At 61.0% G+C, this 12,550-nt stretch carries 9 protein-coding genes; 4 read left to right on the forward strand and 5 right to left on the reverse strand.

The window, feature by feature from the left end; genetic code table 11:
• Positions 1 to 92: 92 nt before the first annotated feature.
• From EMQ_RS00135 to EMQ_RS00150, 4 genes are read right to left on the reverse strand one after another with little or no spacing between them, the layout of a single operon-like run.
• Positions 93 to 2,252, reverse strand: coding sequence for a hypothetical protein (locus EMQ_RS00135; RefSeq protein WP_018307673.1), 2,160 nt, complete (start codon positions 2,250 to 2,252; stop codon positions 93 to 95).
• Positions 2,253 to 2,259: 7 nt separating this feature from the next.
• Positions 2,260 to 5,118, reverse strand: coding sequence for a DUF4159 domain-containing protein (locus tag EMQ_RS00140; RefSeq protein ID WP_018307672.1), 2,859 nt, complete (start codon positions 5,116 to 5,118; stop codon positions 2,260 to 2,262).
• Complete coding sequence (locus EMQ_RS00145) at positions 5,115 to 6,125, reverse strand: DUF58 domain-containing protein (protein WP_231367894.1); 1,011 nt, start codon at positions 6,123 to 6,125, stop codon at positions 5,115 to 5,117. Before EMQ_RS00145 ends, EMQ_RS00140 begins: the two co-directional genes overlap by 4 nt.
• Before the next feature lie 2 nt (positions 6,126 to 6,127).
• The gene (locus EMQ_RS00150; RefSeq protein ID WP_373278056.1) at positions 6,128 to 7,171 is read right to left on the reverse strand and encodes an AAA family ATPase; all 1,044 of its coding nucleotides are present in this window, start codon (positions 7,169 to 7,171) and stop codon (positions 6,128 to 6,130) included.
• Positions 7,172 to 7,274: 103 nt separating this feature from the next.
• On the opposite strand from EMQ_RS00150, the gene EMQ_RS00155 reads away from it, so the two are divergent.
• From EMQ_RS00155 to EMQ_RS00170, 4 genes are all read left to right on the forward strand, one after another.
• The gene (locus tag EMQ_RS00155) at positions 7,275 to 7,904 is read left to right on the forward strand and encodes a DUF1285 domain-containing protein (protein ID WP_010667819.1); all 630 of its coding nucleotides are present in this window, start codon (positions 7,275 to 7,277) and stop codon (positions 7,902 to 7,904) included.
• Entirely contained in the window at positions 7,904 to 9,163 is a 1,260-nt protein-coding gene (locus tag EMQ_RS00160; protein WP_010667820.1) for a CCA tRNA nucleotidyltransferase, read from the forward strand. Before EMQ_RS00155 ends, EMQ_RS00160 begins: the two co-directional genes overlap by 1 nt.
• Positions 9,164 to 9,314: 151 nt before the next feature.
• Positions 9,315 to 11,105 carry an ABC transporter ATP-binding protein gene (locus tag EMQ_RS00165; protein WP_010667821.1) on the forward strand — a complete coding sequence of 597 codons (1,791 nt, stop codon included), beginning with the start codon at positions 9,315 to 9,317 and terminating at the stop codon, positions 11,103 to 11,105.
• Between the two features lie 162 nt (positions 11,106 to 11,267).
• A complete protein-coding gene (locus EMQ_RS00170; protein WP_010666627.1) occupies positions 11,268 to 11,531 on the forward strand; it encodes a DksA/TraR family C4-type zinc finger protein in 264 nt (87 codons plus the stop codon).
• 98 nt (positions 11,532 to 11,629) lie between these two features.
• On the opposite strand, the gene EMQ_RS00175 is transcribed toward EMQ_RS00170, so the two are convergent.
• Positions 11,630 to 12,541, reverse strand: a complete 912-nt coding sequence (locus EMQ_RS00175) for a 50S ribosomal protein L11 methyltransferase (RefSeq protein WP_010666628.1) — start codon at positions 12,539 to 12,541, stop codon at positions 11,630 to 11,632.
• Between the last annotated feature and the right edge of the window lie 9 nt (positions 12,542 to 12,550).

Below are 12,550 nucleotides of genomic sequence, written 5' to 3' on the forward strand. Positions count from 1 at the left end.
GGCTTTCTGCTTTGGTGTTTCGATCAAAACCCAGAAATTTTCACAGGTTAGATTACCAGAAGTCCTCAGGCATGGGCCAATTACCTGAAGGATTAACTCCGTCCTTCCCGATACCAGCCCGTTCCAAGTAGCAGAACAACCGCAAGAAGCGCGGCCCATGCCGGCAGCAATGGCGATGCGCTTGTTCCTGTCAGGATATGGGCATGTCGCTGCGGAAAGCCCAGCGCATCAGTCGAAGTGCCGTAACGAAGAGGAGGAACGTTCAACTTGGCAATGTCATCGCCAAGCCACGCAACAGTTCCGCCGGTGCGCGCTGCGACAGGACCGACGATTTCAGCTGTCAGACGCAAGTCAGAGAATTCTTCCGGATTGGCTTTCACAGGCGCAGCAAAGGCACGATGATTGCCATCGTCAGCTGTCCAGATGCCAGATTGTGTCACCGGCATCTGTCCGACGGCGACACCGGGACCCGCGCCATGCAAAGAGAGTGTCGATTTCGTTCCATCTGGCGCTGTCAGCGTAATATCCGTCGAAGCCGTGTTGGAAACACTGTGGCGCGTGACAGTCAGAGTACCTTCGGAAATATGCGCTTCAAGCCGCTCTTCTTCCAGATCAGGCTCTTTCATCAGCCAGTGTGAAATGCGCCGCAAAAGCTCGGCCTGCGGCCCCCCCCCCAACTCTCCGCGTGACCAGAGCCAGATCTGATCGGAAAGAAGTAGGGCCACGCGCCCATTTTCCACATGATCCAGCACCAGAAGCGGAGACGCATCAGGACCGCTCATCAACACCTGTCCATGCGACTCATCAGGACGTAGCGCCCGATACCAGGGGCCCCATTCATTAGAGATTTCTTTGTTCGCATTTGCCGAAGCGTGTGGCGCAGGGGCTCCCGGAAGCTCGGCGGTCACAGGGTGACGTCGCCCTTCGTCTGTCAGTTCAGGACGGAAACGGCGAATGGTGACGCCGGGTGCGGCATCGGTCGGAGCCAGATCAGGAGGAGACGCCGGAACGTGTGCGGGCAACACATCGCCAACCGCCGTATCCTGTAGTGAATTGGGACCAGTAAATTCTGGACCTGCAATCAGGAACAGGCCGCCGCCCTTGCGCACGAAACGGGCAATATTACGCAGATAGACAGGTGGCAGAATGTGTCTGTTCTCGAAACCATCGAGAATGATGAGATCGAACTGGCCAATCTTGTTCTGGAACAGCTCTTCGACGGGGAATGCGATCAGCGCCAGATCGGATAGCGGCGTTCCGTCATCCTTTTCCGGCGGACGCAGAATGGTGAAGTGAACCAGATCGACGGATGGATCGGCTTTCAGCAGACGACGCCAGACACGTTCACCCTGATTGGGCGTGCCTGAGACAAGCAGCACGCGCAGCCGATCCCGCACGCCGGTAATGGTCAGAATGTCCTGATTGTTCTGGGTGGAAACCTCCCCCGGAAGCGCCGAGACGTTCAGACCCACAAGTGTTTCGCCGGGATGTGACACAGGCAGGGAAATATCCTGCGGTTCACCCGTACGGACAGGAACGCTCAGGGCCGGGTTGCCGTCAGTGGTCAGTGTGATGGTAGCCGGTGTGCCGGGTTGCGTTCCCGGCCCCATATCATCAACCTGAACGCGGATAAGCGCGGATTTGCCAACAATCGCGTAAGGGGGAGCCTGAAGGATACGGAGACGCCGATCCGTTTCTTCTCTTCGTCCGGCCATCAGCACATGCAATGGCAGGGTAACCGCATGACCCTGACTGTCATGTAGGGCCAGACGCTCCGGGATACCTTTGGGCGCATCGCGGGTCTGGCCATCCGTGATCAGGATCGCGCCGGCCAGTTGCTCTGGTGGAATATCAGCGGCGGCCTGCGACAGCGCGTCGAACAGGCGCGTGCCGCCAGTCTGCTCGCCCCGAACGGTGACTGTACGCAGTCCCGGTCCACCCGAACCTTGCTCGCCAAGAATACGGGCAGCGGCACGGGCGATGGCGGCACGGTTTTTCACCTGCATGGAGGCCGTCTGATCGACGATGACCAGAGCGGTTTCAGGCAGTTCCCGATGCGTTTCCTTCAGCGATTGCGGACCGGATAACCATAACAGAACGACAGCACCGGCCAGCGCGCGAAGAACAGTGCCGCGCATACGCACCAGCAGACCAATCGCCGTGATGACAACCAGAAGTCCGGCTAGTGTGAACAGCAGCCAGTGCGGCAGCAGGGGAGCGAAGGCGATGCTGTGAGTAAAGGTATCGATCATGCCGCCCTCATTGTCCCAGACGTTTGAGGATCGCGGGGACGTGGACCTGATCCGCCTTGTAGTTGCCAGTCAGCGCATAAATGACGGCATTCACACCAAACCGGTAGGCCGTGCGCCGCTGTTCATCTCCGCCGGGAAGGACTGCGAAGCGGGTGTCGCCATTCTGATCCACGGCCCAGGCATGCGCCCAGTCAGCGCTGCCGATGATCACCGGACTGACATCATCGTTTTCGGCTTCACCGTCACGGGCGACCCAGACGGGTTGCCCGGCGTAACGGCCCGGAAAGTCATGCAGCAGATAGAATGTGTGGCTCAGCACATGATGGTCATCAAGATGCATGAGCGGAGGGATGGGCAGCCCGGCCGTAACGCGCCGGAGCGCCGCCGCACTGCCCGGAGCCTCGCCTGCCAGTGTGTCGTTATCACCAGAGTTCGCAGTATCCACCCCCTGCGTGTCGATGATGATCATGCCGCCATGCGCGATGAAGGTGGTCAGGGCGCTGGTCACAGCAGGATCGGCATGCGCGTCCGACGTGATCGGCCAGTAAAGCAGCGGATAATAGGCGAGGTCATCCTTACCCGGATGCACGCCGTCCGGGTGTCCGATCACCGCAGAGGTGCGCGCGTTCACATAGTCTGAAAGGCCCTGAAGTCCTTCCTGAGAAACAGCATCGACTTCCGGGTTGCCCGTGACGACATAGGCCAGTCGGGTTTCCAGAGCCGCTCCCGGCACGCTGGCCATGGCGGGCGGAGCGGCTTCAGGAGCGACAGGCGCATCCTGTGCAAATCCGGAAGACGAGAGGGCCATGGAAGAAAGACCCACAAAGATGGAGAGATGAAGGACTTTGCGCGCACGGGACAAGGAGAGGAAGCCGCGCAGAAAGAGCGTCGCCAGCGCATCGCCAGCCAGAAGCAGAAGAGCAATGGCCAGCAATGTCGGGCCCATCAGTCTGTCGGGTCGATGCCCGGCGGGATTGGTGACTGCCCCTGTCGGAGGCAGTGGCGACAGGGCGTGAAGCGTGTCACCTACGTTCAGCGCTCGTCGTGCGGCGCGTGAGCCATACAGACCGGGAGGGTGCTCCGGAGAGACAGGCGTGGTGCCGAACTTGCTGGAGGCCAGCCCCCGCGCCAGCGGAGAGGGCGAGCCGAGAACGCCTTCTCCATCCAGCGTCATGACCGGAGGCAACACATTGTTGTCGGAGGGAATGTCCACTCCACTGGCATGCTCGACAAGACGAGTCAGCATGGACACGAACAGGCCGGAGAGCGGAAGATTGGACCAGTCCGCCGTCGGGGTGACGTGAAACAGCACAATCTCTCCCTTGCCGAGCGTGGCGTGGGTCACGAGAGGTGTGCCGTCAGCAAGCCGCGCCCAACTGTGGGCTGAAAGATCAGTCGCTGGCTGTGCAAGGATCTGCCGGGAAACGGTGACATCCTTGGGAACAGCAAGACCATGGAAAGGCGAATCCGTCGGGAAATCAGCCAGAGACTGTGGCCTGCCCCATGACATGGCCCCGCCCAGCTGACGCGCTGTTGGCATCAGCGCCACCGGAAGCAGCGTCTTTTCCGGGTCAGCGTGGGCCGCCGTTTCAGTGCGAGATGTCTCGGGCGTGCTCTGGGCGCTGTCTTCATGCCCGGCCAGTGTGCGACCGGCAAAGCGGATCAGCGTGCCGCCTTTTCTCACCCAGTCCGCGACTTTCTGCTGCGTCTCCGCATCGGCGAGAGTGCCATCCGGCGCAATCAGAACAGACAGAGGCTGGGAGAGGAGCGTGGTTGTGCTGCCAGTGTGCAGATCAGCGTTCGGCGCCAGTGCCCGCCGCAGGTAGAACAGGCTGCCAACAAGAGGCGTATCGCCGCTACCGGTCGCAATCAGCCCGACGGGACGCAGTCTGTCGCCTTCATCCAGCAGCAATGTGCCCGGCGCACTGGCGTTGCCGTCGATCGTCAGCATATCAACACGATTACGCATCACCGTCGGCAGGGAAACCGAAACCGGCGCGCTGCTGGCTCCGGCTGGCAGCGTCACATCGGCCAGCGCCAGTGTGCCACCGTCTTCGCTATGGGCTCTCACGCGAACCCGACGTGGTAGATCGGCAGGCAAAGCCTCCAGTTGCGCCATGACGCCAGCGGTTGAAAGACTGTCGGGTGAGGTATCCTGTGCTTCTTCCGCCGCATGGCTGAGGACAAAAGCTCCGTTACCCGTAAAGCGGACTTCCTGAACGTTGCCAAACGCCTGCATGGCCGTGGAGAAAGACCGGTCCGCAGCGCCGCCGTCCTTGCCCGCAGAAGCAAGACCGTTCGACAGATAGATGACAGCTCCAGCGGACAGACCATCCGATTTCATTTTTTCCAGTTGCCGGGCGGCAAGCGCACGATCGGCAGCCCAGGGCAGTGGGCGTAGTGCATCAAGCGCCAGAGCAACCTGCTCCGCCGGAAGGGCATGGGATGTCACCGGGTTTTCCCGTTCTTCGGACGCTGTCGTCAGAAGAACAGCAGGGCGACCAGCACGACCTGCCGCGTCAAGAAGCGCATGCGCCGCAGCATTGCGTTCGTTCCAGTCAGGCGCTGTCATCATGTCATTGTCGATGACAAGCAACAGGGTGCCGTTGCCGGGCAGGGGTACAGGCCTGCCGGGAATGACTGGGCCGGACAGACCTAGAATAAGCAGCGCCGCTGCGGCCAGACGTAGAAGAAGCAGCCAGAATGGGGGTGTCGCCGCGTCATCCTGTTTGGGATGCAGGGACGCCAGCAGAGCTATCGGTGGGAAAGTCTGGATGCGTGGTGAAGGCGGACGGGCGCGCAACAGCCACCAGATGGCCGGCAGAGTGATGAGACCGGCAAGCAGGGCTGGGAACTGAAAGATCATGGACGTCCGCCCCCACGATGACCCGACAGGGAAGCGCTCAGAGACAGAAGAGCAGACGCCGCAGAAGTATCCGTCTGATGGGGCTGAAATGTATGACGACAGCCCTCGGCAATGGTTCTGAGGCGAGCCTGCCTGCGTGCAAAAATAGCGTCATACTCGGGACGCAGGGTCTCTACGGCAGGGAGAATGAGGTCCGGCTCGTTTTCCAGTCCTTCGAAATGGACACGTCCTGCATAGGGCAGATCACGTTCGGCAGGATCGATGATCTGGAGAATGTGAGCGCGGACACCGCTGCCCGACAACTGACGAAAGAGCGTCATCACGTCTTCATCCGGAGCAAGAAGATCGCTGGCGATGATAAGCTGCGAGTGAGGAGGCAGAACCGTGCCTTTCAGCAGCGCCGTCTCATCCGATTGTTGGGCCAGTGATGCAAGCGCCAGAGCGATCCGGCTTGCAATTCTGCCCGAACCGGGCGGCAGATCGGCAGGTCCGTAAGGCGATACAAGACGCACGCGTTCTCCGCTCCGTTCCAGCAGGGACGCCGCCGCCAGCAGTAGCAGAATGGCGCGGTCACGCTTCAGGGGCAGGGATGACGGCTGGGACGACCACACCATCGACGGGCTGAGATCACACCAGAGATAGATGGTCTGGGCGTGCTCAGCTTCCGTTTCGCGCACATAGGCCTTGTGACTGCGGGCCGACTGCCGCCAGTCAATGCGTGTAACCGGCTCTCCGGGCAACGCAGGGCGATACTGCCAGAATGTCTCCCCCGGACCGGAGCGTCTCTGACCGTGCAGGCCGGCCGCCACTGTCGCCGCGATCCGTTCGGCTTCCGGCACGAGCGATGACAGTGTCGCCGCCAGCCTGTCCGCTTCCGAGGCCAGCACGGCAGGACTGCCGCTGATGAGAGCATCGGCGTCGCCTCGGGATGCAGGCGAAGCAGAGCGTAGCTTGTCCGCCAGTCTGGAGAAAAAACCGCCGGAGGAGGAAGGAGTGTCTTGCGCCACGATCAACCCAGACGGGAGACGAGCCCGTCGATCACATCTTCGATCCGGGTCGAATCGGCTCTGGCCGAGAAGCTGAGCGCCATACGATGCGCCAGAACGGGACGCGCAAGAGCGGCGACGTCATCAAGGTCAGGCGAGAGACGTCCATCCAGCAGGGCGCGGGCGCGAGTGGCCAGCATCAAGGTCTGTGCCGCACGTGGACCCGGACCCCACGCGATGCAGTCTTTCACGGTCTGCACATCGGTCGTCTCGGGACGCGCCGAGCGCACGAGCCGCAGGATCGCGTCCACAATGCGCTCACCGACAGGCAGAGCCCGCACCATCGCCTGCGCATAAAGCACGTCTTCGGTGGACAGGATCTGCTGCGGAGCTTCCTGCGGCACACCAGTCGTGGCCAGCAGCATGGCCCGTTCGTCGGCGGCGTCCGGGAAGGTCAACTGGATCTGAAGCATGAAACGATCGAGCTGGGCTTCAGGAAGCGGATAGGTGCCTTCCTGATCGATCGGATTCTGTGTCGCCAGAACGTGGAACGGGCGTGGGAGCGCATATTCCGTTCCGGCGATGGCGACACGATGCTCCTGCATGGCCTGCAACAGGGCGGACTGGGTGCGCGGGCTGGCACGATTGATTTCGTCGGCCATCAGCAACTGGCAGAACACCGGTCCCGGCACGAAGCGGAAGCTGCGATGACCGGCGGCGTCTTCGTCAAGAATTTCACTGCCGGTAATGTCGGACGGCATCAGGTCAGGCGTGAACTGCACACGCCGGGAATCCAGACCCAGCACCGTGCCCAGCGTCGTGACCAGCAAGGTTTTGCCGAGGCCGGGAGCGCCAACCAGCAGAGCGTGACCGCCAGACAGAATGCTGACGAGCGCCTGATCGACAACATCCTTCTGGCCAAAAATGACCCGACCGATTTCTGCCCGCACATCCTGTAACCGGCGGGCGACAAGGTCGACCTGCTGGGCTGCGGAGGCGCTGTCCGGGAAGGCGGGGCCGCCAGAGGAGCCCGTTTCGGGGGAAAGGAATACGGTCTGGTTTGGCATCATTTCAGGCGTCATAGGTCCAGTCTGACACGTCCGGGGCTTACATCAAGCCGGGGGGCAACCCTATATCGGTATGGTGCGCAGGCAAACAGATGTGAGTTAATTGAACGTGACATCAGATGCTTTTGACGAAAAATCGGGAGATCTCCGCCAGATCTCCGGCGAGGATCAGAAGGGCCGCAAGCCGCATCAGTGCGGTCGATTGCCTTTCCTCATCCGCCGCGACGGAGTCTGGCTTTACCGTGGTTCCCCGATCAGACGAAAGCCGATGGTCTGCCTTTTCGCATCGGCCCTTTCCCGTGCAGCAGACGGCGCCTACTGGCTTCGCACTCCTGTCGAGGAAGGGACGATCGAGGTCGAGGATGTACCGTTCGTAGCGGTTCAGCTGGAATGGTGTGGCGTGGGACGGGAGCAGCGTCTGTGCTTCCGCACCAACATAGATCAGGTTATCACCGCGGGCCCGGATCATCCCATTCTGGCCCGATGGAACGTGCCGCTCGATGCGTGCGACAGTGCGCCGCCACCCTACATCACCGTGCGACAGGCGGAGGGTGAACTGCCATTGCAGGCCCGCATCTCACGTCCTGTCTGGTATGAACTGGCGGCTCTGGCTGAACCAGGTTGTTGTGAAGGGCAGGCCTGTCTGGGCGTCTGGAGCGCGGGAGAGTTTTTCCCACTGGCTCTCGCGCCTCGTGGCTGTCGGGAAGGCAACGATGAGGATGACGACTGCTGATGACGAAAGTCGTGCGGCTTCCTCTTGAGACGCTCCCGGATTTTCCGGCTCTCCATCAGATATGGCAGGTGCTGCCTCAGGCACGGCTGGTCGGTGGCGCTGTGCGCGACATGCTGAACGGCATGCCCGCGAGCGATTTTGATTTAGGCACTCCGGAAACGCCGCAGGAGGTGATGAAGCATCTGCGGGATGCGGGCATCGGCGCTGTTCCCACGGGGCTGTCTCATGGCACGGTCACGGCGGTGATTGACCATCGCGGCTATGAGATCACCACTCTGCGCCGTGACGATGTGACAGATGGCCGCCATGCGAATGTTTCCTGGACCCAGAGTTGGGAAGAGGACGCAGCGCGACGCGATTTCACCATCAACGCCATGTCCTGCGACCGGGATGGGCATGTTCATGATTATTTCGGGGGGCAGGAGGATCTGAAGGCCGGACAGGTCAGATTTGTCGGCGACGCCTCAACACGCATACGGGAGGACGCCCTTCGTATCCTGCGCTTCTTCCGCTTTCAGGCGCGCTTCGGTTCAGGAATGCCGGATCAGGACACTCTGGATGCCATCACGCACGGCATCGAAATGATCGACCGGCTTTCGGTAGAGCGGATCTGGTCTGAACTGCGCCGTATCCTGACCGGTCCACGCGTTACTGAAACGCTGAACCTGATGAATCAGACCGGCGTGCTGGCCGCCTGTCTGCCTGAACTGTCCGGGCAGTTGCCGGGCGCGATCCAGCGTCTCAATGCACTCATCACCTCTGGCGGTCCAGCAGATCACTCCCTGCGACTGGCCGCGTTGCTTGCAGGAGCGGATTGCGCTCCGGAGGCAGCAAAACACTGCGGCGAGCGGCTCCGTCTCTCACGCGCCGATGCATCTCTCGTTCTGGCGTTTCTTCAGGCAGATCCTCCCACGCCTGACCGTGTGGTTACAGATGGGGATGTCACCCGTGTGCTGGCCGAAACTTCTCGGGATGTTGCTTTGGGGCAGATCTGGCTGGCGGAGGCGCAGCAGATTGCGACTGATCCCACCCATCATGACGAAGCCCGTTGGAAACGCCTGCGTTCCCAACTCGAGAGCCTGCCCGTGCCGGTCTTTCCTCTCGCAGGCCGTGATCTGTTGGCGAAAGGCATACCGCCCGGACCACGTGTGGGGGAGCTGCTTTCCGCAATCCGGGCATGGTGGTTACAGACAGGCTGTCGAGCCGGACGGGAGGAGTGTCTGACTTATCTGCACGATCTACGTGAGAGTTTTCTTTGAATTGATTTGTTAAAATGGCTTCTCATCATTTTGATAACAAAAGTTATTTATTATAAAAATGCATTATTAGCCTGTTCGCAGGTCATCGCCCGGAGAGACGTTCCGCTCCGTGGTTCTTTTCGTCTGCGATCCGCGTTGGTAGATGACGCCAATGAATGCTCTCCCACCACGCGCCCCATTGACTGATCTCCAGAAGAAGTCCCCGCAGTCTGATGACAGCAGAGCGCTTCTTCTTCGCCTGTGGCGAGACCAGATCAGTCAGCATCGCGGCAGGATTCTGAGCGTTCTCGTTCTGACCATCGCCATGGCGACGCTCACCGCGCTCTACCCTCTGGTGATCCAGCGCGCGCTCGACATGTTCTCTACGCACGACGAGCGTATTCTCTATCAGGTGCCGCTGCTGATCGTGGCCATCACACTGGCGAAAGCTGCTGCCCAATACGGCCAGACACTGGCCACGCAGGGTCTTGTTCTGGTGGTCATCCGTGGCCTGCAGGGATCGATGTTCCAGCATCTGACCACGGCAGATGTGGCCCGTATCGAACAGGACGCGCCAGCCTCGCTGGCAGCCCGTTTTACGACGGATGCGATTTCGATCCGTGAAGCCATGATCCGAGCTGTCAACTCCCTCGGCGATGTCGTGACGGTCGTCGGGTTGATCGTGGCGATGATCTACATGGACTGGGAACTCAGTCTGATCGCGGCCATCCTGTACCCGATCGCAGCTGTGCCGATTCAGAAGCTTGGCAAGAAGGTCCGCCGCGCCTCTGGCAACGTCAACGAGCAGATTGCCTCGACCGCCGCCTTCCTGACGGAAAGCTTCGCTCAGGCCCGGACAGTCCGTGTTTATCGTCTTGAGGAACGTGAAGAAAAACGGGCCGACACGGCATTCAACCAGCTTCACGAGGCGTTTCTGAGAATCATGCGGGGGCGCGCCCGTGTCGACCCTCTGCTGGAGGCACTGGGCGGCTCCGCTGTCGCGGCCGTGCTGGGTTTTGCCGGATGGCGCGCTGCCATGGGCGGAGCCACGCTGGGCGACTTCTCAGGCTTTGTCGCGGCCCTGCTGCTTGCGTCACGTCCGCTGCGTGCGCTTGGCGCACTCAATGCTGCCCTGCAGGAAGGTCTGGCCGGTCTCTCCCGTATCTTCTCCCTGATCGACGAGAAACCCGCCGTGCAGGATCATCCGCAGGCGCTCGCCCTCCCTGCCGGGCATGGGCATCTGTGCTTCGATACGGTCGCCTTTCAGTATGCCGACGGTCGCATGGGGCTGAACGATCTCTCCTTCGAGGCGCAACCGGGCATGACCGTCGCGCTTGTCGGGCCATCCGGGGCCGGCAAATCGACGGCGCTGTCTCTCATTCCCCGTCTGCATGACGTGACCCGGGGCGCAATCACACTCGATGGTGTCGATCTGCGCGATGTCGGTCTGGAGCATCTGCGTAACGCGATTGCCTATGTCAGTCAGGACCCGCTGCTTTTTGACGTGTCCGTGCGGGAGAACATTCTGATGGGTCGCCCCGGCGCAACAGGCGCCGAGGTGCGTGAAGCCGCCCGTCTTGCCGCCGCCGAGCCCTTCATCACGGCGTTGCCCGACGGTTTTGACACGATTGTCGGCCCCGGAGGAGGAAGACTGTCCGGCGGTCAGCGACAGCGTATTGCTCTGGCGCGTGCCCTGCTGCGTGATCCGCGTCTGCTGCTGCTCGATGAGGCTACAAGCGCTCTCGACAGCGAGAACGAGGCTCTGGTGCAGGAAGCATTGGGAAAACTCCGGACCGGGCGCACGACCATTATCGTGGCGCACCGTCTTTCCACGGTCCGCTCAGCGGATATGGTGGTGGTTATGGCAGACGGCCGCGCCGTGGAGCAGGGCACACATGCGGAACTGATTGCGCTGGATGGCCTGTATGCCCGCCTGGTGCGCAGTCAGGGGCTGGAAGAGTAAGAAGCGACCGCCGCCGACAAGGCTGGATTGTTTTCGTCCATTCCCGGCTCAACGCTTTTCCAGCAAAAAGAAGTCGTTTTCTGATAAACCCCGAATGAAGATACGCGCTATAAGCAGTCAGTTACGGACCGCTGAACGGTAAATCTTTCAGGGATTCTTGTCATGGCGACAGGCTGGGCTCCGGAAGGAGCAGTGCAGGAACAGATCGACGACACCATCGCCGATGCAGTCAAACAGGCCCGCTCCGGCATTCCGTCCGGAGAGAGCGCTCTTGAATGTTGTGAGTGCGGAGAACCGATCCCCGAAGCCAGACGCAAGGCGCTGGCGGGAGTGAAGTTCTGCATCGACTGCCAGTCAGAGCGGGACAGCCAGCGTGTATTCAGCAGCATCAACCGTCGTGGCAGCAAGGACAGTCAGTTGCGGTAGCGGAAGCCGTCTGTCCGGAAGAAAGCATCCTTCATCCAATAGCTGCCGATGCGCGCACCCAACACCCCGGCAGTTCGATATTCTGTCTTGTGGTCCGATTAACGGGCTGCACCAAACGGCTTGCGCAGGATCAGCGCTCCCCAGTCACCTTCCCGCAGATGCCGTTCCAGCACCAGCCCACAACGCTGGTGCGCGGCCAGCACCATGCGGACCTGCGTGTTTAGCAGCCCAGCGAGGATGACCGTGCCACCCGGTGCAAGATGACGGCTCAGATCCTTGGCCATCATGCAAAGCGGACGGGCAAGGATATTGGCGAACACCAGATCATACGGCGCACGACGGCGGATTTCCGGCGTGGACCAGCCATTGCCGAGACGTGCTTCGATCAGGCGTGACAGGCCATTGCGGGCCGCATTCTCCCGCGTGATCCGAACAGACCACGGATCAATGTCGGTCGCCAGAACAGGCCGATGCAGCAGGGCCGCAGCACCCATAGCGAGAATGCCGGACCCGCAGCCGAGGTCGAGAATATTCCGGGGTTTGCGGTGCGCCACCAGTTCAAGCGCTCGCAGGCATCCTCGCGTCGAACCATGTTCCCCGGACCCGAACGCCATACCAGCATCCAGCGTGATGGTGATGCGGTTGCTGTCGGGAGCCTCATCCAGATGCGAACCCCGAACGATAAAGCACTTGCCGACTTCCTGTGCCGGAAACGATTCATAGGTGCGGGCGAGCCAACCTTCCGTCTCGGTGTTGGTGCGCTCCAGATCAGCGTTGATGCCTGTGGTCAGCGCGGCCAGAGCAAGAGCGGCCGCCAGTTCGTCTTCGGCATGACCCGTGTCTTTCACCCCTTCGACACGCCAGAGCTTTTCTTCCTCGTCGAACTCAAAAATGCCGACCGTCGCGCAGACCGTACTGATGGCGTTCTCGTAAGCTTCAACGGCAATTTCCGGAACAGTGACGGAAATCGTTTCAAGTTCTGTCGCATGTCTGCGGCGGATGGCGGTCATTCGGGGCTC

The organism is Acetobacter aceti NBRC 14818 (assembly GCF_000193495.2).
Taxonomy (GTDB): domain Bacteria; phylum Pseudomonadota; class Alphaproteobacteria; order Acetobacterales; family Acetobacteraceae; genus Acetobacter; species Acetobacter aceti.

Bases quoted from the DNA above. Each gene is read 5' to 3' on its own strand.
- EMQ_RS00160 (WP_010667820.1), top strand. From the start codon at position 7,904: ATGACGAAAGTCGTGCGGCTTCCTCTTGAGACGCTCCCGGATTTTCCG.
- EMQ_RS00165 (WP_010667821.1), top strand. From the start codon at position 9,315: ATGAATGCTCTCCCACCACGCGCCCCATTGACTGATCTCCAGAAGAAG.
- EMQ_RS00175 (WP_010666628.1), bottom strand. From the start codon at position 12,541: ATGACCGCCATCCGCCGCAGACATGCGACAGAACTTGAAACGATTTCC.
- EMQ_RS00170 (WP_010666627.1), top strand. From the start codon at position 11,268: ATGGCGACAGGCTGGGCTCCGGAAGGAGCAGTGCAGGAACAGATCGAC.
- EMQ_RS00140 (WP_018307672.1), bottom strand. From the start codon at position 5,118: ATGATCTTTCAGTTCCCAGCCCTGCTTGCCGGTCTCATCACTCTGCCG.
- EMQ_RS00150 (WP_373278056.1), bottom strand. From the start codon at position 7,171: ATGCCAAACCAGACCGTATTCCTTTCCCCCGAAACGGGCTCCTCTGGC.
- EMQ_RS00135 (WP_018307673.1), bottom strand. From the start codon at position 2,252: ATGATCGATACCTTTACTCACAGCATCGCCTTCGCTCCCCTGCTGCCG.